Raw genomic sequence first — 24,181 nt, 5'->3', positions numbered from 1 at the left:
GGAGTTTTCGTGTATAAGTTTGCGATCCAAAGGCCCATCACGACTTTAATGTTCGCGTGCATGATCGTTTTCTTTGGGACGATGGCGCTGAAAAAAATCAGCGTGGCGCTCTTTCCTAACATTGACTTCCCCATCATTGTGGTCAAAACCGCTTACCCCGGGGCGAGTGCCGACATCGTAGAGAGCAAGGTTACCGACAAGATCGAAGAAGCTGTGATGAGTGTGGATGGGATCAAAAAAGTAACCTCCAACAGCGCACGCAATGTCAGCATTGTGGTGGTGGAGTTTGTGCTTGAAAAGCCCATCATGACCGCTTTAAACGACATCATCAATAAGGTGTCTTCGGTGAGCTTTAACGACCCCAACATCCGCCGCCCCTCCATCGATAAGGTGGATACCAGCGGGCAGGCGATCCTCTCCATCTTTCTTGCCAGCAAAACCAAGACCCCGGCTGAGCTCAACGACCACGCGAAAAACATCATCAAGCCCATGTTGCAAAAGGTGGAGGGCGTGGGTAATGTCCAGTTGCAGGGCTATGAAGAAAAGCAAATCCGCATTTACGCCGACCCAAGCTTGATGAATAAATACGGCCTCACCTACAACGACCTTTACAACACCCTTAAAACCCAAAATCTCGAAATGGACGGGGGCAAGATCATCAGCCCTAAGAAAAACTATGCGATCTTGGTGGACGGCAACAGCTACACACTACAAGAGCTGGGCGACATCCAAATAGGTAACCATGTCCGCCTAAGAGACATTGCCACGATTGAAAAGGGCATCGACCCAGACATCACCTACGCCAGCTATGGGCACGATCAGGGCATTGTTTTAGAGGTACAAAAGATCGCCGGGGCTAATGAGATCAAAATTGTGGACGCGATCTATAAGGAATTAGATGCCATGCGCGCCGTGAGCCCGGGCTATGAGTTGCGCCCCTTTTTAGACACCACAGACTACACCCGCCACTCCATTAAAGATGTGCGTTTTGACTTGATCTTGGGGGGGATTTTGGCGGTGTCGGTCGTCTTTGTGTTTTTACGCAGTTTCTCCATCACCTTTGTGTCGGCGATGAGCATCCCCATCTCCATCATGGGGACTTTTGCGCTCATTAAGTGGATCGGCTTTTCTTTAAACATGATGACGATGGTCGCCCTCACTCTGTCCATCGGGATCATCATTGACGATGCGATTGTGGTGATCGAGAATATCCATAAAAAGCTAGAAGCCGGGATGGACAAAAGAACGGCCAGTTACGAGGGCGTGCACGAAATTGCCTTTGCGATCATCGCCATTTCTGCCATGCTCTTGTCTGTGTTTATCCCCGTAGGCAACATGAGCGGGGTGGTGGGGCGGTGGTTTCAGAGTTTTGGGATCACCGTCGCCCTTGCCATCACGATCTCTTATTTTGTGGTCGTTACGGTGGTCCCTATGCTTAGCTCGCTCATCGTATCCCCCGAGCAATCCGCCCTTTACAAGCGCACCGAGCCCTTTTTCCAAAAAATGGAGAAATCTTACGCTAAATTGCTCGGCTGGCTTTTAAACCATAAATTGCTCGTGGGGCTGGTGGTGGCGGGTATTTTTGCCGCCTCCTTGCATGTGGCTGGCAAGCTGGGGATGGAGTTTTTGCTCAAAGAAGATCGGGGCAAGTTCTATGTCTATGTCAAGGCACAAACCGACATCAGCTTGAAAGCGATGCTCGCCAAAATGAAGGCCTTACAAGCCGTGATTGAGAAAGATCCCGATGTGGAATTTGACTCCATGCAAGTGGGTTATGGCAATATCCAAAGCACTTTTAAGGGCAAATTTTATGTCAAGCTGAAAAAAGACCATAAAAAGAACCAATTTGTCATCATGGAAGAGATGCGCCAAAAACTAAGAGCCATCCCCGAAGCTAAGGACCTGCAATCCATCAACCTCGCCGAAGTGCCTTTAGTGGGTGGGGGGGACAGCTCGGCGTTTCAGGTGTTTGTCTATGCCCCCACGCAAAAACTTGTGGATGCTAGCGTGGCGAAGTTGCGACACTTCTTGCTTGAGAGCCCTGAGATGAAGGGCAAAGTTGCAGGCTACCACACCAACACCTCCGACTACCAAACGCAGTACCAACTACGCATTTTAAGGGCAGCCACGGTGAAATACGGGGTTACAGCACAGGATATCGCCAATGTGGTGAGCAACGCCTTTTCTGGGGAGAATCGGGTGAGCTACTTTAAGGAAGCTGGCAAAGAATACGACATCATCATCCGCGTTCCACCGGATAAAAAAATGTCTTTAGATGACATCAAACGCCTACAGATCAAGAACAAGAGTGGCAAGTTGATGTTTTTAGATGGACTGATCGAAGTGGTTGAGCGCAAAGTGGCTTCCAACATCACCCGCTACAACCGCCAAAGAAGCGTAACGGTTTTAGCGCGTCCAGCTAAGGGAGCAAGTTTGGGCGAGCTTTTAAGCCAAGTAGAAAAACACAAAGATCAGTGGCTTGCCAAAGGGGCGGCTTTCCGCTTTACAGGCGAGTCGGACCGACTTAAAGAAAGCAACCAAGCCTTTGGCGTGGCGATCGTGACCGCCTTTATCCTCATTTACATGATCCTAGCCGCCCTTTACGAGTCGCTCTTAGAGCCTTTGATCATCATGGTGACCATGCCCTTAAGCTTCTCCGGGGCGTTCTTTGCTCTGGGGATGGTGCACCAATCCATGAGCTTGTTCTCTTTAATGGGGCTGATTTTGCTCATCGGGATGGTGGGTAAGAACGCCACGCTCATCATCGACATTGCCAACGATAGGCGTAAAGAAGGGCACAGCATCGAAGAAGCCATCGTTTTAGCTGGCGAGTCACGCCTACGGCCCATTTTAATGACCACCATTGCGATGGTGTGTGGCATGTTGCCCTTAGCCATCGCCGTGGGGCAGGGCTCGGCGATGAAATCGCCCATCGGCATTGCCATGAGCGGGGGGCTTTTGGTGTCTATGGCACTTAGTCTGTTGGTTGTGCCCATCTTTTACCGCTTGCTTGCTCCCCTGGATGATAAATTAAAAAAATTCTATCAGGGCAATCGATGAAAAAATGGGTTTTAGGGGTGTTGGGGTTGGTGGGTGTGGTGGTGGCGCAACAGCAGGCGTTGCCTAAGAGTCAAATTTTTATCGGGGTGAGTACGGGTTTTTCAACCTACAATGTGGTGAAACAGCCCTACAACAACGCCTTTTTGTGGGGGCTGAAGGCGGGGTATCAATACAATGTTAACCGCTTCGTGGCCCTACGCGGACAGATGGATTACATCATGACTTTAAAACCCACCGCCTTTAACACCGATGTCTACTCATTCATGGATGTGCACCTAGACATGGTGAATGACTTTTACCACAGCAAGAAGTTCAATTTTGGCACCTTTGTGGGTGTGGGTTTTGGCTACTTCCAAAGCGCCATGACTTTACACAGCTACGTGGGCGATCGCTCTTTTATGGGCTATAACGGAGTGGTGAACTTTGGCGTGGGGGGCACCATTGCAAAAAAGCAGAGAGTGGAGCTAGGGGTCAAAATCCCTTTTGGCAAGATTCAATCTACACACCCTAAACCCCTTGCCATGGACTTTTATTATTGGCTCGTGTCTTACGCTTACTTGTTTTAGTTCTGTATGAACTCTAGACTTTGTTGTAAAAGTTGCGCCCCCTTGAGTGTTAAAATGCTCTCGGGGTGGAATTGGTAGGCGAGGGCTTTATCTTTGGCGTGGTAAATCCCCATTGCGATACTTTCACAATGGGCGATGACTTGTAGGCAAGGGGGTAAATTGATCGCCATTAAAGAATGGTAACGCCCCACCTGTAAAGAGTTGCCAAGCCCCCTAAAGGCTTCAAAGGGCTCTAGGGTGATGGTGGAGCTTTTGCCATGCACAATTTCAGGGCAGGGCACAACCTTAGCCCCATAACTTTGGGCTAGGGCTTGCAAACCCAAACACACCCCCAAAATGGGGTATTTGCCCTTAATAGCCTGTATTATCTCTAAGAGTTGCCCCGAGTGGGCGGGATCGCCTGGCCCTGGAGAGATAAACAACAAGGGTTTTTCACTCTCATCTTGCATGCGCTCTAAGAGCAAGGGGGCGGGGGTGGTGTTGCGTAAGACTAGGACAGAGTGTCCTAACCCTTCTAAGTCATAGACAAGGTTGTAGGTGAAAGAGTCAAAATTGTCAATGAAGTAAATTTTCATGCATGTGTCTTTAGTATGGCAGAAATCACAGCCTTAGATTTTGCCTTGGTTTCGGCGATCTCGGCTTCCACCACGCTATCTAACACAATCCCCGCCCCTGTTTGCACCACAGCCCGCCCCTCTTGCACGAACGCCGCGCGGATGATGATACAGCTATCCATCGAGCCATCGGCACATAAATAGCCCATAGAACCCCCATAAGAGCCTCGCCTCTTACCCTCTAGTGTGGCAATGAGCTTCAAGGCGGCGATTTTGGGCGCACCGCTTAAGGTCCCTGCATTCATAAAGCTTTGGTAGGCGTGCAATGCGTCTAAACCCTCCTTTAACTCCCCTTGCACGGCAGAGGTCAAATGCATCACATGGGCAAATTTCTCGACTTTTAAGAGTTTTGACACCACACGGCTTAAGGGTTTTGCCACCCGTGCAATGTCGTTACGGGCTAAATCCACCAACATGATATGCTCCGCCCGCTCTTTGGGGTCGTTTTGCAAGTCTAGCTCTAGGCGGTTATCTAAATCTAGGTTAATGCTCCCATCGGGGTTTTTACCCCTAGGGCGGGTGCCGGCAATGGGGTAAATTTGGGCTAAATTGGTGCTGGCATCATACTTTAAGGCACTCTCAGGGCTCGCGCCAAAGAGCGTAAAATCCTGTGTCTGCATGTAAAACATGTAGGGGCTGGGGTTTTGCTCTTTTAAGTGGTGGTAGGCACTTAAAGGCTCCTTGCACTCCAAATAAAAGCTTCGTGAGGGCACGGCTTGGAAAATCTCGCCTTGTTTGATTTGCTCTTTTGTGGCTAGAACAATTTGAGCAAAGTCTTCATCGGTGCAATTTGTGCCTAAATCGCTGTTTTGAGGGTGCGTCTTTGGGCTAAATGGGGGGGGATTTAGGCGGGCTAGGTGGTCTATCTCGGATTGGATTTGATCTTTAAGAGATAGATCAAAACAAGAGCCAAAAATTTGGGTTGTTTGGGCTTGGTGATCTATTAAAATCAAATTTTGCGCCACAAAAAAGATAAAATCGGGAGCGGTGTTGTCCTTTGCCTCTAGGTGGGGCAAGTCCTCAAACGCCCCAACAAACTCAAAGCCAAAATACCCCCCACAAAACAGCCCAAAGGGGGGTGTGTTGGAAGTATCCACGCTTTTAAACACAGCCCTTAAAGCATCTAGTGGGCTAGCACTTTTAAGCTTACTAAACTCATCGTTTAAGCTGGTGTCTTTAGGGTAGTGTTTTTCTAACACCCCTTCTTTGGGCTCTAGACCTAGCACTGGTGCCATTTTGCCGAGCAAGGCTTGCCCGTTAGTATTTAAAGCCTCTAGGCGTGTGTTTGCGTTTTGACAAGTCATTTTTAAACACGCTTTTGCCAAAATGATGGATTTGGTGTGCTTTTTATTTTCTACTTGTGCGCTCTCTAGTAAGAGCGTGTTCGCCCCCTGCAAGTGGGCGTAAAGGGCTAGGGGGTGTGGGGCGTAGGGGGCTTTTTGCTGTAGGCTTAACATGCCTTGCTGCTGTAATTGGCTAGGGCTTTTTTAAAGATTTCTTCTGCCTGTGCTTTGTCGCCAAAGTCCTTGACCTTGACCCATTTTTCGGGTTCTAAATCTTTGTAGGTTTCAAAGAAGTGTTTGATTTTTTGCAGCACAATGGGGGGCAAGTCGTGCAAGTCTTTAATGTTGTTGTAGCGGGGGTCAATCTTGTTTAAGGGCACGGCTAAAAGCTTTTCATCAAGTCCGCTTTCATCCTCCATGACAAGCACCCCGATCAAACGGCATTTAATGACACTGCCGGGCAACAAGGGGTCTTCGTTCAACACCAACACATCCGCAGGATCGCCATCCTCGCTTAAAGTGTGGGGCACAAAGCCGTAATTGGCCGGATAAACCATAGACGGGTAAAGCACTCGGTCGACCAGCACCGCCCCGCTGTCCTTATCCACTTCGTATTTCACCTTAGATTGGTAGGGGATTTCAATCACGGCATTTAGGGCTTGTGGTGTGCCGGCTTTGATTTTATTTAAGTCCATTGCTATCCTTTTAAGTGATTTTTGATGTAGCTTTCAATGTCGGCGACAATCTCTTCAATGCTGCGCTCGCCATTGATTTGTTGGTGCACCTCTAGGGCTTTGTAAAACTCTACAATGCTCTCTAGGGGCTTTAAATACACTTGCATGCGGTTGTTGAAAACTTCGATATTGTCATCATCGCCCCTTGAGCGCCCCAGCACCCGCTCTCTTGCCACCGCCTCGCTTACATGCACCTCAACCACGCCCCTTAACTTCACTTCTTCTTGGGCTTTGAGCACTCTATCTAAAGCGTGCATTTGCTCTAGGGAACGGGGGTAGCCGTCAATGATAATGACCTCTTTAGGGGCGTTTTTAATGGCGGTGATGATGGTGTCGATGACAATCTCTAAGGGGACTAACTCCCCCTTGCTCGTAAAACCCGCAATCAGTTGCCCCCGCTCACTTTGCTTGGCGATCTCGGCCCTTAGCAAATCCCCTGTAGAGTAATGCACCATGCGATCGCTGTTGCGCTCAGCAATGAGCTGTGCGTCCGTGGTCTTGCCACTCCCGGGCGCGCCGATGATTAAAAATAACGCTTTCATGTCTGTTTATGTCCTTTAGTGTTTTGGTTAATGCTTGGGGTTTCTTAAGCGGATATGTAGTTCCCTTAATTGCTCTTCGCTGGCGGGGCTGGGGGCTTTGCTTAACAAACAAGTCGCCTTTTGGGTTTTAGGAAAGGCAATGACTTCGCGAATGCTGGGGGCTTTGGCTAAGAGCATGATGAGTCGATCAAAGCCGATGGCAAAACCGCCATGGGGGGGTGCGCCATAACGCAAAGCCTCGAGCAAAAAGCCAAATTTTTCTTGGGCTTCTTGGTCGCTAATACCAAGTAGGGCAAAGACTTTTTTCTGCAAGGCTTCTTGGTGCATACGCAAACTCCCCCCGCCTAGCTCCACGCCATTTAATACAATGTCATAGGCGATGGATTGCATCTCTTCGGGGTCTGGGTTGTCGATGTCCTTTGGCATGGTGAAGGGGTGGTGCATGGCACTGAGTTTGCCCTCTACCCTCTCGAACATGGGAAAATCCACGACCCATAAGAAGTTATAGGCATCCGGGTCGATCAAATTTAAATCCTGCCCGAGTTTCAAGCGCAAACGCCCCATGTAATCTAAAACAACCGCCTTCTCGCCCGCTCCAAAAAAGAGCAAATCCCCCTCTTTAGCCTCTGTGCGTTCCAACAACTCCTTTAAAGCGTTAGGTTCCAAGAATTTCACTAAAGGCCCTTTAGGCCCCTCTGCCTTCATTTGGAGATAGGCAAGCCCCTTAGCCCCAAATTGGCGCACAAAAGCCTCTAGTTCGGCTAAATCTTTACGGCTAAGCAAGGTGTCGCCCTTCTCGACCTTCAATGCCTTAAAGCGGTTGTTCTTGGGATCGCTGGCAATGGTTTTAAAAATCTCATTGCTAGAACCCACAAACAAATCCCCCACCTCCACAAGGGGCATGCCAAAACGCAAATCGGGTTTATCGCTGCCATAGCTCTCTGTGGCTTCTTTGTAGGTCATGTGCCTAAAGGGGGGGTTAATGTCAATGCCCACGACCTTAAAGACGGCTTTTAGCAAGGTTTCGGCAACTTGCATCACATCCTCTTGGTTGCAAAAACTCATCTCCACATCGATTTGCGTGAACTCGGGTTGCCTATCTGCCCTCAAGTCCTCATCTCTAAAGCATTTGACAATTTGGTAATAGCGATCCATCCCTGCCACCATGAGGATTTGTTTAAAAATTTGGGGGCTTTGGGGCAAAGCGAAAAACTGCCCATCGTGAATGCGGCTGGGGATTAAAAAGTCGCGTGCCCCCTCGGGCGTGGTTTTAGAAAGCATGGGCGTTTCGATCTCTAAAAAGTCTAAGCCATCTAGGCAATCGCGCACCGCCTTAGCCACTTTGCTACGCATTTTAAAAATGCTGTAGGCTTTAGGGGCGCGTAAATCTAAAAAGCGGTATTGTAGGCGCAAATCCTCATTAACACTGGGATCGCCGATGGCAATGGGGGGCGTTAGGCTCTTATTCTCAAGGCGCAAATCTTCAAGCACCACCTCAATTGCCCCTGTGGCAAGTTTGGGGTTTTCTAGCCCCTCGCCCCTAGGACGCACCACCCCCTCAATGATCAACACATCCTCATGCCTAACAAGGCTTGCCTGCGTATAAGCCTTAGAAGTGGGATCACACACAAGCTGGATTAATCCACTTTTATCTCTCAAGTCAATGAAAATCACGCCCCCGTGGTCGCGGTAGTTATGACACCACCCACAGAGCTTCACCTTCTTTTTCACATCACACAGCCCCACCTTGGCACATAATTGCGTTCTTAACATGTTTTGCCCTTAGTGTTTTAAATATTCTTGTAAAAGTTCTTGGATTTCATTAGGGTGTGATTTGATCACAAACCCATCGGCATGCAAAGAGTCTGCTAATTGCTTGTTCGACTCGCTGCTCATGGAAGAATTGACGATCACGGGTAAATGCTTGGCCCTTGCGTCGGCTTTAATGCGCTTTAACACTTCAAAGCCAGACATAACGGGCATTTCCAAATCCGTGATCACCGCCCCGACTTGCTCGATCATGTTTTCGTTGAAAAGCCGCTTTAATAAGGCATCGCCATTGGGGAAAGCTTCGTATTTGAGCTTTAAACCTTCAATAATGCGCTCTAAATTGTGCATCGCCACTTGGGAGTCTTCAGCAATGAAGATCAATTTATCGCTTCGAATGGCATCCACAAATTGCTCCTTGAGTTGGTCTAACTCTTGCATGGTGGGGAAAGTGTCTACCAACATCCTTTCCACATCCAAAATTTGGATCACCCGATCCTGCTCGAATCTTGTGATCGCATTGACCTTGCCTCCCGTGCTAAAACCCTGTTTGCCCCCCACACTGATTTCGCCCCAGTTTTTATGCACGATTTGCTTAATGGCAAAAATCCTAAGCCCCACGACACAGCTCGAAAACTCACACACAATGACTAAATTCTGATCACTCTTGATAGAGGCTTTGCTCAAATCCTTATCGGGGTTATCAGGGTCAAAATAGATCCAGCGATTCACATCAATCAAAGGCACAGACTCGCCCCTAATGGTGAGAAAGCCTAGCATCATGCTGTCATTGCCCCCCACCGTTTCGGTAACATCGCCCTCATAGTGGATGATCTCGCGGATTTTAAAGATATTGATGCCATACAGCTCGGCATCGTTGTTCTCATCGCTACTCAAGGTGAAACACAAAAACTGCGCTTCGTTGTTAAGGTGTAAGGAAATGGTGCTGTCAATGTCGCTAATCAATCACGCCCCTTATCTTAAGCTCATTTAATCTAAAATCCGCAAGAAACCCCATTATAGCAAAGACTGGCTAATGATACAAACCCTACAAGACTACCACCGCTTGGTCGACAAGCTTTGCACTCTAGCCCACCACTACTATGTGTTGGCAAAACCCCTAGTGAGCGATGAGATTTACGATCAACTCTACCACGAAGCCCTAGCCTATGAAGAGGCGCACCCCGCCGACATTTTAGCCCACTCGCCCACCCAACGCGTGGGCGGCGAAGTTGTGCCCTTTTTACCCAAACAAGAACATAAGGTGCGTATGTGGAGCTTAGACAATGTCTTTAATTTCAAAGAGTTGCAAGAGTGGCTCAAACGCCTAAGCGACTTTGCCAAAGCCCCCCTAGAGTCCTTCGTCTGCTCACCCAAACTAGACGGGGCATCGCTCAATCTCTACTACGAAAACGGGCATTTGGTGAGCGCGAGCATGCGGGGTAATGGCGTGGTGGGTGAGCTCGTGACCCACAACGCCAAAACGATCCGCTCCATTCCGCTTAAAATCCCCTACACCAAGCCCATTGAAATTAGGGGCGAAGTGGTCTTATTAAAAGAAGACTTTAAAGCCTTAAACGCCCAAAGACTGGCGCAAAATTTAGCCCCCTTTGCCAACGCCCGCAATGCCAGCGTAGGCAGCTTGCGCCAATTAAACTCCCGTGTGAGCGCGCAAAGAAAACTCACCTTTTACCCATGGGGGCTGGGGCTTTGCGCTCAAGAATTTACAAGCTTTAAACAAGCCATGCAAGCTGTGTGTGAATGGGGCTTTTTGGGCTTAGACTTTGTAGCGTGTGAGAGTGCTGAAGAGATACAAAATACTTTTGAGTCTTTTTGTGCTAGCCGCGCTAGCGCTCCCTATGAAGCCGATGGCATGGTTGCCATGCTCGACAATCTAGCCTTACAAAATGCGCTGGGTTTTACCATCAAAGCCCCCCGTTTTGCCATCGCCTATAAATTCGCCACCGCCCAAAAATGCACCAAACTTTTAAAAGTGATCAACCAAGTGGGGCGCAGCGGGGCAATCACCCCCGTGGGCGTTTTAGAGCCCGTGTCCGTGCAAGGAGCGTTGGTGTCGCGTGCCACCCTAGACAATTACACCCAAATAGAGCAACAAGACTTACAGATCAACGACATTGTGGTGGTGGTGCGCAGTGGCGATGTGATTCCTAAAATTTTACGCCCCCTAAAAGAGTTGAGAGACCACACCCAAGCAAAAATCACCCCCCCACCCATTGCCCCAGCTGTGCCACCGCCTTGCAAGCCCAAGCTTTAAATGTCTGCCCCGCCTGCAATTTAGCTTTGCTTCTTAAAAACAAGCCCAATTTCTGCCCCAAGTGTGTGAAATTTTTAAAGGCCGCTTATTGCCCCGCCTGTGCCTCCCCCTTAAGCTCCCAACAGCAAAAATGCCCCAAATGCGCCCACAAAGTCGGCATGCCAAGCGTGTGTCTAGATTGTGGGGGGGATTTAATCTATCAAGAATATTGCACCCGCTGTGATTTGGACTTAAGTCATCGGGCTAGGGGGCTTGTTTGCCCCAATAGCGCATGCCCTGCAAGGGTGCAAGAGAGCCTTGTTTATTTTGCATCCAAGCAGGGGCTAGAGATCAAGGGGCTGGGTGATAAAGTCGTGGCACAACTCTTGCGAGTGGGGCTCATCAAGGGCGTGGCAGATTTATACACCCTGCAAAAGCAGGATTTATTAAAACTTGAGGGCTGGCAAGAAAAAAGGGCAGATAATCTCATTAAAGCGATCAATGACACCAAGCACACCCCCCTTTGGCGCTTTCTTTGCGCTCTAGGCATTGAGCATGTCGGCAAGGGGGCGAGCCAAATTCTAGCCAATGCCTTTGGTCTGCAAGTCTTTAACGCCACACAAGAGCAAATCACTAAACTTAAAGGCTTTGAAAGCACCATCGCTGCCGCCTTTATGGGCTTTTTGCAAGAAAACAAAGAGCTGATCAAGACGCTTTTAAGCCACATTGCCCCTACGCCCCCTACGCCTAACCTTAAAGAGCCAAGTACGGGCGGATTTTTTGCGGGTAAAAATGTCGTATTGACAGGGACCTTAAGCCAACCAAGAGCCACCATTTGCCAACAACTTGAGCAACAAGGCGCACACATCCAAACAAGTGTTACGAAGAACACCGACTGCCTAATCTGTGGCGACAACCCCGGTTCAAAACTCACAAAGGCGCAGAGTCTAGGGGTGCAAATTTTAGATGAAGAGGCACTTTTTAGCCACCTAGACTAGCTTAGAGTTTGGTGTTTTCTCTAAACTAACGGGACTAGGCTTAGGGCGCTAGGGCACGCTCTTTAAGTGAGCGTGGGCTTTTTGGACTATGGTTTGGCTAGCTTGCCCTAGTGCGCGCAACCGCACCCGCCGCCACAACATTGCTTGCTGGAAGGTTGCCCCTTCAACACTTCTTGTTCTGTGGCTTCTCTTAAGCCCAAAAGCGTGAATTGGAAACTGAGCTCTTTACCAGCTAGGGGGTGGTTGTAATCAAGCATCACCATTTGCTCGCTAAAGTCTTTTACACTCACTTGCACGCTCTCGTTGTTTTCACCCTGTCCAAATAAGGTCATGCCCCTTTTAAGTTCAATGCCTTCAAATTGATCCCTGGGCACTTCTTGGAGGTAGTCGGTGCGGTATTCGCCATAAGCGTCTTGGGGAGCAATGACGATATTTAGTGTCTGCCCCACTTGGGCTTGTTGCACCGCCTTTTCAAGCCCGACAATCACTTGCCCTGCCCCCACTAAGAACTCTAGGGGTTTCTTGCCAATGTTAGAGTCTAGCACTTCTTGCGTGGCGTGGTCTCTAACTTCGTATTCAATGGTGGCGATTTGGTTTTGCATTCTTGTCCTTTCTTTGTAAGTTGAGGGGTTATTTTAGCGTTTTTTTAGGCTTTTGCTCTAAAAGATTTTTAGCCTTTTTGCCCTGTTCGCTCTCAGGGTAGAGCCTAGAGAGAGTTTGCAAGAATTTTTTATAGTTGGCGTGGTCTTTTAGGTGCTTGAAGGCTAGGGCGGTATGATAAAGTAGGGTGGGCATGTAGCTTGCCTTATCATCGAGCATTGCACTCTTTTTAAAGGCGTTGATGGCGCTTTGATAGGATTTATTGAGGTAAGCCGACTCGCCTGCCATGTAATGGGTGTAGGCACTCTTGTAGGGCAAGCTAGCCAGCCACGCAAAGCGCGCCTGTGCCTCTTTGTAGCGTTTTTCTTTGAAGAGATGATGTGCCTCTTGCTCGATGGCTTCCTTGTGAGCGGGGTCTTTGTTGAAGTCTTGTTCTTTTTTGGCTTGCAGCATTTGGGCTTGCAAGGCGGCGAGTTCTTTAAGTTTTTGATTGTTGGTGTTGGCCTGGCGCTCTATCGACTTTTGCAAATCTTGTAATTTCTTGGTGAAGTCGGCACGCATGTTCTCTAAGAGTTGTTGGGTTTCTTGATTCTTTTTTTCAAAGTTGGCTAGGGTTTCTTGGTTGGTTTGGATTTGGGCTTTTAAGGTGTTGATGAGATCGGCTTGTTGTTTGATGAGATCGGCTTGGGTGTCTTGGGTGCTTTTTAAGGCTCTTAATTGATCGCTGTGGGCAGTTAGGGTGTCTGTGGCTTTTTTAAGCCTCAAGCCCTGCCCCTCCACAAGACTTCTTAGGCCATCCTGTCCTTGCAACAAACCATCGGTCTGCCCTTTGAGTGTGGTTAAAATGTCGCCTAGATTTTTATTGCTGCTCTTTAGGGTCTTTAACTCTTGCTTGGTCGCCCCGCTTTGCAGCTCAAAGGCCGAGGGCTCAGCACACAAGAGCCCCCCCGCAAGCAAGGCTAAAAAGCGCACTTAGTCCACAACTTTGATGTCAACACGGCGGTTTTTGTGGTAGCACTCTTTGGTTTTTTCTTGGCAAATGGGTTTAGTTTCCCCAAAGCTCACCACTTTAATGTTGTCCGCACTGATGCCCTTCACGGTGAGCACATCTTTCACGCTGAGGCCGCGTTTGTTGCCTAGCGCAAAGTTGTATTCGCCTGTGCCAAATTCATCGGTGTTGCCCTCTAAGAGCACCTTCATGCCATATTCTTGGATTTTTTTCACGGCTTCATCGATCGCGCTTTGCATGTCCTCACGCACATTGTATTTGTCGAAGTCAAAGTATACCTGCCCGACAATCGTGCCGCTCTCGACATGGGGTTTGGGTTTTTCTACGGGCTTGGCCTGGGCCTCTTCTTTAGGCACGGTGTGTTCTTCAGGTTTGGGGGCAGGCTTGGGGGCAGGGGCGGCTTCTTGGTACCGAGGGGGGGTTGGTGAGTCGCCTCATCCTCGTGGCTACCTGCACACCCTGTTATCAACACACACGCCACAACCGCGCCGGCTAAAAACCACTTTTTCATAACACTCCTTCAATTTTGATCAACAAAACAAAGCTTGATTATACACCCCTGTCTTTTTAATAAGCCTTAAAACACTACCAGTCAAAGGACTGGATGTTGAGATTTTCAAGTGGAAATAAGTAGCTTTGGTTGGTTTCTAGCAAAATCACGCCCAACGCGTTTTGCGCCGCCGCCTTTTTTAAAAACATCACTGCCTTGCCATCTTTGGAGAACCTAGGCATTTGATTCACTCCGCTGGCAGTCAAGCGGCGCACATAATCGCTCTTTAGGCTAATGAGGTGCAAATTAAAAGGGCTTTGCCCGTTGGCATCCCTCTCTTCGCGGCTCACATAGACCAAGTAATCCCCAAAGGCTGCCACCGAGTCGTTGTTTTTAGAGTAAAAAACCACCTGCTCCACAGGGGCATCTAGGCTCAGTTTTTTAAGGTAGATGTTAGGATAACCCGAGCGATCCGACACAAAGACCATCGCTTTTTCATTTTGCACGAAGTTGCCCAAGACATCGATCCCACTGTAGGAAGTGAGTTGTTTGAGCTCTTTATCCTTGGTGTCGTAAAGGTAAATGTCGGTTTGCCCATTTGGCGCAAGAGAGAGCAATAACCTACGCCCATCTGCGCTCACACTAGACACGGCTGCCATGCCATCGCTTTGGGTGATCACTTCGCTCGCCCCGGTGCGGACATTGTATTTAACGATGGTGGGCTGGCGCAAATACTGGGTGTAGTAAATCGCGCTTTGCTCGGCATTAGCCCACTTGGGGAAAACATTGAGGAGGTTGTTTTTAATGATCTCTTGCTGGTAGGTCAGCGTGTAATCGGCCACAACAATGCTCGTAACCCCGGGGCGCAAAAATTTAGAGAACACCACCATGCGCGCCATCCAATCAATGGGGGCGGCTTTTGTTAGGTTGTTCGCATCAATGGCGATTTTATGGGCGATGAAGGGGTACAACTCTTTGGTGTTGAATTGGTAATCTTTATTGTTCTGCACTTCTTTGCTGCTGGTGTTGTAAAGCTTGGCATTGATGACATTGGGTTGGCTCTCTTGTAACTGCACCACCAACTGCGCCTCCTGCGCTTGATTTTGGGAGACATTAGCCCCCAGCGCGTTGAAATGCCCGCTCACTTTAAAATCCGCCACCAACAAATCCGCAATTTTTTTCAAATAGGGATCTGTGCCTGTCGTGGTTACTAGGACTTTAGGCAAGCTTTCAATGGTTTTGACAATGTCTAGGGTTGCATCCGCCGCCCTTAAAAACCCTAAGCTCACGGCGATGAAAAGCCACACAATCCGCATCATTTGTCCTTTGTTTTAAAATTAACTTTTAAAGTGATCGCGCGTCCCTGCGGGTAGGGGGGGAATTTTTGTTTTTGCAAATTTAAGAGCAAGTCTTCAATTTGCTGGTTGAACTCTCTAAAGGGCGAGAAGTCCACAAGGCTAAAGCGCATTTGCCCGCTGGGGTAAATGGTGATGAGCGCGCCCACTAAAGCTTTTTGATCGAAATTTAATTTCCACTCCGAGTATAAAATTTTATAAATGGCAGTAAACCACGCCTTGTCTTCTTTTAAGGTGTTTTGCTCTTCTTTGGGGACTTGCACTTCCATTTTTTTGGTTTGCAAATCTTTGATGTTCTCTAATTGCGCTAGACTTTCTTGTAGGTCTTTAAACGTGCTGTTGTCTAGCTTATTAAATTGGATATTGCGCAACAACTCTTGGGCTTTTTGCCAGTCTTTAGCCTCTTGTGGGTTGGTTTCAGGGGCTTGTTTATCGGGGATCGTGCTAAACATGTCCTTGACCCCTAGGTACTGCTATCAGTTGGAGTGGGGCTTGGGGGGGGCAGGCTGTTGATCAAATCCACTTCTAAGGCTAGGGCTTTGGGGGGGATGCTCGCTTGGGGTTTAAAAAGCACAAGGCTTAAAAGCAAGCTGTAACACACAAGGGCGCACACACCCGAACCTAAAAAAAGACCCAGCCGCATTAGGCACTTGTGACTAGAGAAACCCTGTAAAACCCTGCTTCTCTAATGCTCTTGAGAAGATAAATGATTTTGTCGTAGGTTAGGCGTTTATCCGCACGCACATGCACGGCCATGCTTTTGTCAAATTGCTTGGCCAAAAGCTGAAAGGAATCGGCAAAGGTGGCAAAGGAGTAGGTACGCTCATTGACATAAATCTTGCCCGTGATGTCCATACGCACTTCTAAAAACTGGGTTTTGGGTGCCCGGGCGTTTTTAGAACCGTGCGGGAGTTGGATGTTTTCTTGATAGGTGATTGTGGGCGTGGTGACCATCAAGATGGCGAGCAACACCAGCATAATGTCGACTAAAGGCGTGATGTTGAGCTCAGGTTTGTCGTTGTCCCAAACTTCAAAATCCACCATGTGCCTTTGCCATGAGAAAATCGATCTGCATTTGGGCGTAAGTGGATAAATCGTAGACTTTGCGCTTCAAGATCAAAAAGAAAGAGTAAGCCGGGATCGCCGTTAAAATCCCCGCTGCGGTGGCGACCAAAGCCTTAGAGATCACGGGGGCGATCACATCAAAACTCACCTGTCCGCTCAAGTGGCCGAAAGTTTCTAGAATTTCCACCACCGTGCCAAACAGCCCCACAAAGGGGGCAGTGGAAGCGATGATGCTAAGGACCACCAGTCCCGTGGTGTTTTCTCTTAAAAGCTGGCTTTTCCACATAGCAAGCCACTCTTTTGTGAGCGGATCGGGGGCATCATTTAGTGGCGCGCCCTTTAAGCGTAAATCCTTGCGCGCACCGGCCATGATCGCTTCTAAAGATTGTTGTTCCTTTAAGACATTGCCTTTGATAGAAATATATTTGTAGAAAAACACCCAAAGGGTCAAAATCAAGTAGCAAGAGAGCAAGCCGAGCACAAACAAGGGAACAACCCCACTCGTGGCCAAGAAGTTTTGGATCGCTGCCACGCCTACCTCAAGCCATGCGTTTCAATGCGCGCAATCACGCTAGAGATCGCCAGTCGATCCGAGCTGGCATCTTCTAAGAGTTTTTTAGCCGCATACACGGTGTCATCGCCCTTAATAAACACCGCCCCATCGGCTAGGATATCCACGTTACCGCTACGCACCTCCACATAGCCCCAACTGATGGCGATCAAGCTCACTTGCCCCTCTCTTATGATCTCAATCACCCCGCTTTTGAGCAAGGACACCATATTGCTGTGCCCATTTAACACCCCAAATTCGCCCTCAATGCCGGGCAAAGTGATTCGATCGACTTGTCCCGAAAAGATCAAGCCCTGCGGGACAACAATACTCACAGCTAAATCCATTTGCAATCCTTAAGAAGCGTTCTTTTTGCCTTCTGCCTTCATTTTTTCGTATTTTTCCACGACCTCTTGGATATTGCCGACCATGTAAAAGGCGTTTTCGGGGATTTCGTCATACTTGCCCTCTAAAATCCCAGCAAAGCCCTCTAAAGTTTCTTTAAGGGTAACATACTTGCCCGGACTACCGGTAAAGACTTCTGCCACAAAGAAGGGTTGGGATAGGAACTTTTCTACTTTACGGGCGCGTTCCACGATTTTTTTATCTTCCTCAGAGAGTTCGTCCATCCCCAAAATCGCAATGATGTCTTGCAAGTCTTTATATTTTTGTAAGATCTGTTGAATCCCGGTCGCCACGCGGTAATGCTCGTCCCCGATCACTTGTGGGTCTAGAATGCGCGAAGTGGAGTCGAGCGGATCGACTGCGGGGTAAATCCCCTTTTCAGCGATTTTGCGGTTCAACACTGTGGTCGCATCCAAGTGGGCGAACACAGAAGCGGGGGCGGGGTCAGTAAGGTCATCTGCGGGCACATACACGGCTTGCACGGAGGTGATCGAGCCGTTTTTAGTGGAAGTGATGCGCTCTTGCAGTTTACCCATTTCGCTCGCCAAAGTGGGCTGGTAACCCACGGCTGAGGGGATACGCCCTAAAAGTGCGGACATTTCCGCCCCCGACTGGGCGTATCTAAAGATGTTGTCAATAAACATGAGAATATCCAAGCCCTTCTCATCTCTAAAATACTCTGCCATAGTTAAACCCGTAAAGGCAATGCGGTTTCTTGCTCCCGGGGGCTCGTTCATTTGCCCGTAGCACAGGGCGACTTTATCCAAAACACCCCCCTCCTTCATTTCGTGGTAAAGGTCGTTGCCCTCCCGAGTGCGTTCCCCCACACCGGCAAAGACAGAGTAACCGCTGTGTTTGTAAGCCACATTGTGGATAAGCTCCATGATGATCACGGTTTTACCCACACCTGCACCCCCAAAGAGCCCGACTTTACCGCCCTTAGAGTAGGGTGCCAGCAAGTCCACAACTTTAATCCCCGTTTCAAACATTTCGGTCTTGGTGCTTTGTTGCTCAAAGGCGGGGGCATGGCGATGGATGGGCCATTTTTGTGTTGTTTCTTCTAGGGGGGGCTGGTTGTCGATGGGCTCGCCGATCACATTAAAAATGCGCCCCAAAACCCCCTCGCCCACGGGCACTTCGATCATACTGCCCCGTGCCACGACCTTTTGTCCCCGTGTCAAGCCCTCTGTCATGTCCATCGCAATGGTGCGGACCCGGTTGTCGCCCAAATGCGCGGCGACTTCGAGCACCAAATGCTTTGCCTCCCCATCAAAGTCATAATGCACATCCAAAGCTTCGTAAATGGCGGGCAAGTAGTCTTTAAAATCCACATCCACCACAGGCCCCATGACCTGAATGATTTTACCTTCCATAGTTCTCCTTTATTTGATCGCTTCCACGCCAGCGTTGATCTCCACAAGCTCGGTGGTGATCGCCTCTTGGCGGGCTTTGTTGTAAGAAATGGTGAGACTGCGCACCAAATCTGCCGCGTTGTTCGTGGCGGTGTCCATCGCTTGCATGCGCGCGCTGTGCTCGGCGGCGAGTGAATCGAGCAGGGCGTAATACATGTTAAAGTGTATGAATTTTCTAGCCAAAGAGTCTAAAATCACGCCTTCTTCATCATCGGGTTCGACCACAATTCCCTCACTCTCTACCTTAGCCTCCTCAATTTGAGCGCTAAAATCTAAAGGCAGGATTGTTTGCACCTTCATCTCTTGAGAGATCATGTTTTTAAAGCCATTATGCACGATGATGACGCTATCGGTGAGCCCATTTAAGTAGTCTTGCACGGCATTATCCACAAACGCCGCTGCCCTGTCGGCATCAGGCGATGAGCTCAAATCCGCCGCCTTGTCTAATAGGTCAATCCCATTATAGGTGAAGAAAGCGATGCCCTTTTTGCCCACGCCCCTTAAACGCACCTTGACATTCTTGGTTTTGTAGCGGTTGATGAGACGCACCACTTCTTTAATGGTGGCGGCGTTAAAGCCCCCACAAAGCCCCTTGTCCGCCGTAACAAAGATGATGTCGATCTTTTGCACTTCGGGCTGTTCGAGCTTTAAGAAATACTGACTCTCAATGCTCTTAAGCCCCCTTGTTTTGATTTTGGCGCAAATGTCGGCAAAAACCTCGTTGAGCTTGGTCGCAAAAACCTTCGATCGGCGCGCCACTTCCTCAGTTTTTTTGAGCTTAGACGTGGAGACGAGCTTCATGGCCCTGGTGGTTTTTTGCGTGTTTTTGACACTGGCGATTTTCTTTCTAATGTCCTTTAAATTGCCGCCCATGCCCTGCCCCTAGAGAGAAAAGCCTAGCTTAAATTCTTCAATGGCACTTTTAAGCATGGATTCTAAATCCTTGTCAAGGGCTTTTTTTGTGCGGATGTCCTCTAGGATATTAGGATATTTAGACTCCAAGAAAGGATAAAGGCTAGATTCAAAATCCACAACTTTTTTAGCGGGGATGTCGTCTAAAAAGCCCTTAACCCCCGTATAAATCATCACAATTTGTTTTTCAATGGGTAGGGGCGAATAGGGGGGTTGTTTCAACACTTCCACCATGCGCTGTCCCCGTTCAAGTTGCTTACGGCTGGCCTCATCTAAGTCGCTGGCAAATTGTGAGAAGGCTTGCAATTCGCGATATTGCGCGAGGTCTAGGCGTAAAGTGCCCGCGACTTGCTTCGTACCTTTAATTTGTGCCGCCCCACCCACACGTGACACCGACAAGCCGACATTAATTGCCGGGCGGATACCGGAGTAGAAAAGGTCGGTTTCTAAGAAGATTTGCCCGTCTGTGATCGAGATCACATTGGTGGGGATGTAGGCGGACACATCGCCGGCTTGGGTTTCAATGATAGGAAGTGCTGTGAGCGACCCGGCCCCTTTGTCATCGCTCATTTTAGCGGCACGCTCTAACAATCTAGAGTGGATATAAAAGACATCGCCGGGGAAGGCTTCACGCCCGGGGGGGCGGCGTAAAATCAAGGAGATTTCGCGATAAGCCACAGCGTGCTTACTCAAGTCGTCATAAATGATTAAAGCGTGCCGCCCTTGATCTCTAAAATATTCCCCGATGGTAACACCGGCATAAGGGGCGAGGTATTGCATGGCGGGCGAGTCGGAAGCGGGGGCATTGACCACCACACTGTACTCCATCGCGCCGTATTCCTCTAATTTACGCACCACTTGGGCGACGGTGGATTCTTTTTGCCCGATCGCCACATAGATACAGATCACATTTTGGTCTTTTTGGTTGATGATCGTGTCGATCGCCACGGTCGTTTTTCCGGTTTGTTTGTCCCCAATGATGAGCTCCCTTTGCCCGCGCCCGATGGGCACGAGCGCATCGATGGCTTTAATGCCCGTTTGCAAAGGTTCATGCACGGATTTTCTATCCATAATACCCGGGGCTTTTTGCTCCACGAATCTAAAGGTGTCCGCCTCGATCGCGCCACGCCCATCAATGGGTTCACCCAAAGTGTTGATGACCCGCCCCACAACGGCATCGCCCACGGGGACTTTCATGAGTTGTTTGGTGCGTTTAACCGAAGTGCCTTCTTTAATGTTTTTGCCTCCGCCTAGCACGATCACTCCGATACAGCCCTCCTCAAGGTTGGAGGCAAGCCCGCGATCGCCCGTGTCAAATTCCACGACCTCATAGGACATCACATCTTTGAGTCCATAGACTTTTGCCACACCATCGGCGTAGGCGATCACCCGCCCCACTTGGGTGATGTTGATGTCTGGGGTGAAGTTTTCAATCCGCTCTTTAATGATCGCGCTGATTTCTTCGGCTTTGAGTTTTAGCATTTTCTCTCCTTTGTAGTTTACACCGCTTGCATGATGTGCTGTCTGAGCTGGTTAAAGTAATTCTCTTTGTAAAAGGCGATCTCCACTTCTAAATCGGGGATCACCAAACGCACGCCCTCTTTGGCTTGGCGCAAGGCTTTCAACTTAAGTGTGATGTTAAAACGGGCGGACACTTGCCCGGCGAGTTGTTGTACCTGTTCTAAAGACAGCTCTTGGTTGCTGTAAAGATAACCTTGGTAAATGTTTTCCTCTCTTTGGGCTTGGGCTTTTAGCGTGTTGTAAATGAGGGGCAACAATTCTAGTCGTTTATGTAAAACGAGTAAGCGCAACAAATTATGTAATTTGCCCCCCTTGTCCTCCAAAAAGCACTCCAAAATTTCTTGCTTTAGACTGTCGGGGTAGTGGGGGGAGTGGATCACCGCCAAAAAGTCGGGGTGGCTATACAGAGCGCATAAGGCTTCTAGTGTCTCCATGGCTCGGCTCAACTCTTGGGGGCTTAGGGCTTGGCGTAGGGCTTGGGTGTATTTGGCAGCGATCAACTCTAACATGGAGCAACTTTGTTGTGGATTAGGTGCATGTAAGTGGGGGTGGCAAGCTCGGCCTTAGCCCCTTCAAAGAGTTCGCTAAGCACTTCGGCAATGGCCTCTTGTTGCATACGATCGCCCTCTTTCTCTTGATTTAGCTGGTGGTTTCTGATCAACTTCTCGATGGTGGTTTTGGATTGCTGGTCGTATTTTTGGGCGAGTAAATACGCCTCTTGCTTGGCGTTGGAGATAATTTGAGTGGCTTGTTGCTTGGCTTCCTCTAGGGCTTTTAGTGCCTGTTCCTTCTGCTCTTTGGCGGCTTGGCGTTCCTCTTGGAGCTGTTCTAGACTTTGGGCGATTTTTGAGCGCCTTGTGGCTAAAATGTTCTTAAAAGCATTGCCCGTGAGATACCACAAAATCCCCATAAACAAAAGGAAATTGAGGATCCGCATCACAATGTCTGTATGCCCCAAAGGCGTAGCACTGGCGACACCTCCAAAAACCAAAACCCCAAGAAAAACGCGCTGTAACAAAGTCAACCTTAAATTTGAGATATTTTAAGTTTTAACAAAGCCTCTAAAGCGGGCAAATCACGGGCTAATTGTAATTTCAAATTACTTTTACTTTCCTTTAACTCTAGGCTGGCTTGCTCGGCTTGTTTTTCTAATTCCTCTTCCTTTTGTGCCACGACCGATTCGTAATTTGCCCTTGCGTTGTAAAGCGCATCCTGCAAGATTTTATCCGCTTGTGTGCGGGCATCTCTTAAGACGTTTTGGGCCTCTTGCTGGTAGCCTTGCACTTCCTCATGTAGTTGCTCAATGTTGCGCCTATCTTTAAGCATGGAGTCCTCCCGCGCGTCCATGTTGGCGAGCAAAGGCTTATACACCCCGCTATTAAGCGACACCAACAGAGCCAAAAAGGTGACGAAAACCACCGCCATTAAGTAGACATTGATTGAAATGCTCATGCGCCAAATCCTTTACCGATAAAAACTCTTATTCTAGCACGCTTAAGCTTGTTAGTGGCTTTAGCGCCGGGAGTAATAGACTTGCCCGGCAATCTCTAACCCGCCATCGGGGCGCATGGTGGCTTGAGATAGAGGGATTAGCCCACTTTCGTGCTTAAAAAACTGCCTGGAGTGCGTGTGCTTAAAGTCCTTTTTGTAAGCCTTAAAAATATCTGCCCACTTTGGAGCAGTTTCGATGCGCTCTAAAAACGCTTGCAACACCTCTTTAGCGCACACCGATAAAGCGGCGTGTTGGCTGGCGCAAATGTTTAGTCCAATCCCACAAATGACCATGTCTTTATGAATTTGGCTCATCACCCCGCCTACTTTGGCCTGCCCCACATACAAGTCATTGGGCCACTTCAGCCACACTTCTGTATGCCCCAGCGTGTGTAGGGTTTGCTTAAAAAGGTAACCAAAATACAAACTCAAGCTTTGTTTAGGGATGTTGGTGTCTACCATGCAAGCAAAAGAGAAAGTTAGAGCCTCATCTACACTCTCCCAAACCTGTCCACGGCTGCCTATGCCCGCACTTTGTTTTTTGGCCCACACACAAATGGGGGGTTTTAAATACCCGCTTTTGACCTGTTCGACTAAATAAATTTGCGTGGATGGTAAGCTCTCAAACTCTAACACTTGCACTAGGCTAAAATGTCCCCGACTTTTAGGCGTTTACCGCTTAAATACGCCCTAGCCCCGACTTTTTGCTTCCCAGGGGCTTGCAACTGGGCGATTTTTAGCACGCCCTTAGCACATCCGATCAAAACTCCCTCGCCATCTAAAGTCAAAATCGCCCCTGGTGGATGTTCTTCTTGAGTGCTTAAAAGCTCAAGTCCAAAGAGTTTGAGTCCGCTTTTTATAAACACCCCAGGCCATGGGTAGTAGGCAAGGTACTTTAAATAGATTGGGCGGGCATCGCTAAAATCCACCAGGCCATCGGCTTTGCTGATTTTTTTGCAATAAGTGGCTTGGCTATGATCTTGGGGTGTGGGGGTGATGTTTTCAAAGTTCTTAAGCACCTTTGCCATAAGCTCTGCTCCTAGCAAGGCTAACCTTGCACCCAAATCTTGCAGGTTATCGTCTTTCTCCTTTTCAAACGAAGCCACACCCAAGATGTCCCCCGTATCCATGTGTGCATCCATTAAAATCACGCTCACGCCCACGGTTTTTAAGTCGTGCAAAATCATTTCTTGCATGGGGCTTGCCCCCCGAAACTGGGGTAGAATCGAGCCGTGTAAATTCAAACACGGAACTAAATCTAGCAAGGCTTGGGGTAAAATCTTACCATAGGCCACCACCACGATTTTGTCGGGCTGCAAGTTGGCGATGGCCTGCAGAGTCTCTGCATCGATCTTGGCCGGCTCTAAAATGGGAATCTTTGGGTAATTTTCCAAAATAAAGGTTTTAGTGGCGCTGTCTTTAAGCTGGTGTTGCCGCCCAAAGGGTTTGCTAGGTTGTGTTACAAGCCCGACAATGTCAAAGCCCTCTAAAATGAGTTGGTGCAACACCACACGGGCAAATATGGGCGTTCCCATGAATAAAACACGCATTTT

Annotated in this window: 26 protein-coding genes and 1 pseudogene; 4 read left to right on the top strand and 23 right to left on the bottom strand. The window is 48.8% G+C overall.

Annotated features, from left to right (window positions below):
* The first annotated feature begins 9 nt into the window (after positions 1-9).
* Both QUE23_RS02720 and QUE23_RS02715 read left to right on the top strand, forming a co-directional pair.
* Positions 10-3,060 (top strand): efflux RND transporter permease subunit, encoded by a 3,051-nt coding sequence (locus tag QUE23_RS02720; protein ID WP_286349128.1) that lies wholly within the window; start codon positions 10-12, stop codon positions 3,058-3,060.
* Complete coding sequence (locus QUE23_RS02715; RefSeq protein WP_286349127.1) at positions 3,057-3,626, top strand: outer membrane beta-barrel protein; 570 nt, start codon at positions 3,057-3,059, stop codon at positions 3,624-3,626. The genes QUE23_RS02720 and QUE23_RS02715 overlap by 4 nt, the downstream gene beginning before the upstream one ends.
* On the opposite strand, the gene QUE23_RS02710 is transcribed toward QUE23_RS02715, so the two are convergent.
* Genes QUE23_RS02710 through QUE23_RS02685 form a run of 6 tightly spaced genes read right to left on the bottom strand, consistent with a single transcriptional unit; the run spans position 3,623 to position 9,532 of the window.
* Positions 3,623-4,201 (bottom strand): aminodeoxychorismate/anthranilate synthase component II, encoded by a 579-nt coding sequence (locus QUE23_RS02710; protein WP_286349126.1) that lies wholly within the window; start codon positions 4,199-4,201, stop codon positions 3,623-3,625. The two genes, QUE23_RS02715 and QUE23_RS02710, sit on opposite strands and share 4 nt — an antisense overlap.
* Positions 4,198-5,697 (bottom strand): anthranilate synthase component I, encoded by a 1,500-nt coding sequence (gene trpE, locus QUE23_RS02705; RefSeq protein ID WP_286349125.1) that lies wholly within the window; start codon positions 5,695-5,697, stop codon positions 4,198-4,200. Before trpE ends, QUE23_RS02710 begins: the two co-directional genes overlap by 4 nt.
* Positions 5,691-6,218, bottom strand: a complete 528-nt coding sequence (ppa, locus tag QUE23_RS02700; protein WP_286349124.1) for an inorganic diphosphatase — start codon at positions 6,216-6,218, stop codon at positions 5,691-5,693. Before ppa ends, trpE begins: the two co-directional genes overlap by 7 nt.
* Before the next feature lie 2 nt (positions 6,219-6,220).
* Positions 6,221-6,799, bottom strand: coding sequence for an adenylate kinase (locus QUE23_RS02695; protein WP_286349123.1), 579 nt, complete (start codon positions 6,797-6,799; stop codon positions 6,221-6,223).
* A gap of 27 nt (positions 6,800-6,826) precedes the next feature.
* Positions 6,827-8,572 (bottom strand): aspartate--tRNA ligase, encoded by a 1,746-nt coding sequence (gene aspS / locus QUE23_RS02690; RefSeq protein WP_286349122.1) that lies wholly within the window; start codon positions 8,570-8,572, stop codon positions 6,827-6,829.
* Between the two features lie 9 nt (positions 8,573-8,581).
* The gene (locus QUE23_RS02685) at positions 8,582-9,532 is read right to left on the bottom strand and encodes a chemotaxis protein (RefSeq protein WP_286349121.1); all 951 of its coding nucleotides are present in this window, start codon (positions 9,530-9,532) and stop codon (positions 8,582-8,584) included.
* Positions 9,533-9,602: 70 nt separating this feature from the next.
* On the opposite strand from QUE23_RS02685, the gene ligA reads away from it, so the two are divergent.
* Positions 9,603-10,841: an NAD-dependent DNA ligase LigA gene (gene ligA / locus QUE23_RS02680; RefSeq protein WP_286349120.1), complete on the top strand. Its 1,239-nt coding sequence runs from the start codon at positions 9,603-9,605 to the stop codon at positions 10,839-10,841.
* 65 nt (positions 10,842-10,906) lie between these two features.
* Positions 10,907-11,818 carry a BRCT domain-containing protein gene (locus tag QUE23_RS02675; protein ID WP_286349119.1) on the top strand — a complete coding sequence of 304 codons (912 nt, stop codon included), beginning with the start codon at positions 10,907-10,909 and terminating at the stop codon, positions 11,816-11,818.
* 107 nt (positions 11,819-11,925) lie between these two features.
* Here QUE23_RS02675 and QUE23_RS02670 read toward each other — a convergent pair whose 3' ends face one another.
* The 17 genes and pseudogenes from QUE23_RS02670 to fmt form a co-directional block, all read right to left on the bottom strand.
* On the bottom strand, positions 11,926-12,420 hold the full coding sequence (locus QUE23_RS02670; RefSeq protein WP_286349118.1) for an FKBP-type peptidyl-prolyl cis-trans isomerase: 495 nt from the start codon (positions 12,418-12,420) through the stop codon (positions 11,926-11,928).
* A 28-nt stretch (positions 12,421-12,448) separates the two neighbouring features.
* Entirely contained in the window at positions 12,449-13,390 is a 942-nt protein-coding gene (locus tag QUE23_RS02665; protein ID WP_286349117.1) for a hypothetical protein, read from the bottom strand.
* A pseudogene (locus QUE23_RS02660) lies at positions 13,391-13,938 on the bottom strand (OmpA family protein). It abuts the gene before it with no gap.
* Positions 13,939-14,012: 74 nt separating this feature from the next.
* The gene (gene tolB, locus QUE23_RS02655) at positions 14,013-15,233 is read right to left on the bottom strand and encodes a Tol-Pal system protein TolB (protein ID WP_286349116.1); all 1,221 of its coding nucleotides are present in this window, start codon (positions 15,231-15,233) and stop codon (positions 14,013-14,015) included.
* Entirely contained in the window at positions 15,233-15,724 is a 492-nt protein-coding gene (locus tag QUE23_RS02650) for a TonB C-terminal domain-containing protein (RefSeq protein WP_286349115.1), read from the bottom strand. Before QUE23_RS02650 ends, tolB begins: the two co-directional genes overlap by 1 nt.
* 11 nt (positions 15,725-15,735) lie before the next feature.
* Complete coding sequence (locus tag QUE23_RS02645; RefSeq protein ID WP_286349114.1) at positions 15,736-15,915, bottom strand: hypothetical protein; 180 nt, start codon at positions 15,913-15,915, stop codon at positions 15,736-15,738.
* The gene (locus QUE23_RS02640) at positions 15,915-16,316 is read right to left on the bottom strand and encodes an ExbD/TolR family protein (protein WP_286349113.1); all 402 of its coding nucleotides are present in this window, start codon (positions 16,314-16,316) and stop codon (positions 15,915-15,917) included. The genes QUE23_RS02645 and QUE23_RS02640 overlap by 1 nt, the downstream gene beginning before the upstream one ends.
* Positions 16,303-16,869, bottom strand: a complete 567-nt coding sequence (locus QUE23_RS02635; RefSeq protein ID WP_286349112.1) for a MotA/TolQ/ExbB proton channel family protein — start codon at positions 16,867-16,869, stop codon at positions 16,303-16,305. Before QUE23_RS02635 ends, QUE23_RS02640 begins: the two co-directional genes overlap by 14 nt.
* A gap of 2 nt (positions 16,870-16,871) precedes the next feature.
* The gene (atpC, locus tag QUE23_RS02630) at positions 16,872-17,234 is read right to left on the bottom strand and encodes an ATP synthase F1 subunit epsilon (protein ID WP_286349111.1); all 363 of its coding nucleotides are present in this window, start codon (positions 17,232-17,234) and stop codon (positions 16,872-16,874) included.
* A gap of 9 nt (positions 17,235-17,243) precedes the next feature.
* Positions 17,244-18,665, bottom strand: coding sequence for a F0F1 ATP synthase subunit beta (gene atpD / locus QUE23_RS02625; protein WP_285602307.1), 1,422 nt, complete (start codon positions 18,663-18,665; stop codon positions 17,244-17,246).
* Positions 18,666-18,674: 9 nt separating this feature from the next.
* Positions 18,675-19,577, bottom strand: a complete 903-nt coding sequence (gene atpG, locus QUE23_RS02620; RefSeq protein WP_286349110.1) for an ATP synthase F1 subunit gamma — start codon at positions 19,575-19,577, stop codon at positions 18,675-18,677.
* Positions 19,578-19,586: 9 nt separating this feature from the next.
* Complete coding sequence (atpA, locus tag QUE23_RS02615; protein WP_286349109.1) at positions 19,587-21,098, bottom strand: F0F1 ATP synthase subunit alpha; 1,512 nt, start codon at positions 21,096-21,098, stop codon at positions 19,587-19,589.
* Between the two features lie 17 nt (positions 21,099-21,115).
* Positions 21,116-21,646, bottom strand: coding sequence for a F0F1 ATP synthase subunit delta (locus QUE23_RS02610; RefSeq protein ID WP_286349108.1), 531 nt, complete (start codon positions 21,644-21,646; stop codon positions 21,116-21,118).
* Positions 21,640-22,155, bottom strand: a complete 516-nt coding sequence (locus QUE23_RS02605) for a F0F1 ATP synthase subunit B family protein (protein WP_286349107.1) — start codon at positions 22,153-22,155, stop codon at positions 21,640-21,642. Before QUE23_RS02605 ends, QUE23_RS02610 begins: the two co-directional genes overlap by 7 nt.
* A gap of 8 nt (positions 22,156-22,163) precedes the next feature.
* Positions 22,164-22,589 (bottom strand): F0F1 ATP synthase subunit B family protein, encoded by a 426-nt coding sequence (locus tag QUE23_RS02600; RefSeq protein ID WP_286349106.1) that lies wholly within the window; start codon positions 22,587-22,589, stop codon positions 22,164-22,166.
* Positions 22,590-22,649: 60 nt separating this feature from the next.
* Complete coding sequence (locus tag QUE23_RS02595; RefSeq protein WP_286349105.1) at positions 22,650-23,270, bottom strand: biotin--[acetyl-CoA-carboxylase] ligase; 621 nt, start codon at positions 23,268-23,270, stop codon at positions 22,650-22,652.
* Complete coding sequence (gene fmt / locus QUE23_RS02590) at positions 23,270-24,178, bottom strand: methionyl-tRNA formyltransferase (protein WP_286349104.1); 909 nt, start codon at positions 24,176-24,178, stop codon at positions 23,270-23,272. The genes QUE23_RS02595 and fmt overlap by 1 nt, the downstream gene beginning before the upstream one ends.
* Positions 24,179-24,181: the final 3 nt, after the last annotated feature.

It is taken from the genome of Helicobacter felistomachi (genome assembly GCF_030296895.1).
GTDB classification, from domain to species: domain Bacteria; phylum Campylobacterota; class Campylobacteria; order Campylobacterales; family Helicobacteraceae; genus Helicobacter; species Helicobacter felistomachi.
This window is presented reverse-complemented; position numbering and strand designations above follow the sequence as displayed.

Bases quoted from the DNA above. Each gene is read 5' to 3' on its own strand.
- atpA (WP_286349109.1), bottom strand. From the start codon at position 21,098: ATGCTAAAACTCAAAGCCGAAGAAATCAGCGCGATCATTAAAGAGCGG.
- QUE23_RS02640 (WP_286349113.1), bottom strand. From the start codon at position 16,316: ATGGTGGATTTTGAAGTTTGGGACAACGACAAACCTGAGCTCAACATC.
- QUE23_RS02715 (WP_286349127.1), top strand. From the start codon at position 3,057: ATGAAAAAATGGGTTTTAGGGGTGTTGGGGTTGGTGGGTGTGGTGGTG.
- atpC (WP_286349111.1), bottom strand. From the start codon at position 17,234: ATGGATTTAGCTGTGAGTATTGTTGTCCCGCAGGGCTTGATCTTTTCG.
- ligA (WP_286349120.1), top strand. From the start codon at position 9,603: ATGATACAAACCCTACAAGACTACCACCGCTTGGTCGACAAGCTTTGC.
- atpD (WP_285602307.1), bottom strand. From the start codon at position 18,665: ATGGAAGGTAAAATCATTCAGGTCATGGGGCCTGTGGTGGATGTGGAT.
- QUE23_RS02600 (WP_286349106.1), bottom strand. From the start codon at position 22,589: ATGAGCATTTCAATCAATGTCTACTTAATGGCGGTGGTTTTCGTCACC.
- QUE23_RS02610 (WP_286349108.1), bottom strand. From the start codon at position 21,646: ATGTTAGAGTTGATCGCTGCCAAATACACCCAAGCCCTACGCCAAGCC.
- aspS (WP_286349122.1), bottom strand. From the start codon at position 8,572: ATGTTAAGAACGCAATTATGTGCCAAGGTGGGGCTGTGTGATGTGAAA.
- fmt (WP_286349104.1), bottom strand. From the start codon at position 24,178: ATGCGTGTTTTATTCATGGGAACGCCCATATTTGCCCGTGTGGTGTTG.
- ppa (WP_286349124.1), bottom strand. From the start codon at position 6,218: ATGGACTTAAATAAAATCAAAGCCGGCACACCACAAGCCCTAAATGCC.
- atpG (WP_286349110.1), bottom strand. From the start codon at position 19,577: ATGGGCGGCAATTTAAAGGACATTAGAAAGAAAATCGCCAGTGTCAAA.
- QUE23_RS02710 (WP_286349126.1), bottom strand. From the start codon at position 4,201: ATGAAAATTTACTTCATTGACAATTTTGACTCTTTCACCTACAACCTT.
- QUE23_RS02645 (WP_286349114.1), bottom strand. From the start codon at position 15,915: ATGCGGCTGGGTCTTTTTTTAGGTTCGGGTGTGTGCGCCCTTGTGTGT.
- QUE23_RS02650 (WP_286349115.1), bottom strand. From the start codon at position 15,724: ATGTTTAGCACGATCCCCGATAAACAAGCCCCTGAAACCAACCCACAA.
- trpE (WP_286349125.1), bottom strand. From the start codon at position 5,697: ATGTTAAGCCTACAGCAAAAAGCCCCCTACGCCCCACACCCCCTAGCC.
- QUE23_RS02670 (WP_286349118.1), bottom strand. From the start codon at position 12,420: ATGCAAAACCAAATCGCCACCATTGAATACGAAGTTAGAGACCACGCC.
- QUE23_RS02695 (WP_286349123.1), bottom strand. From the start codon at position 6,799: ATGAAAGCGTTATTTTTAATCATCGGCGCGCCCGGGAGTGGCAAGACC.
- tolB (WP_286349116.1), bottom strand. From the start codon at position 15,233: ATGCGGATTGTGTGGCTTTTCATCGCCGTGAGCTTAGGGTTTTTAAGG.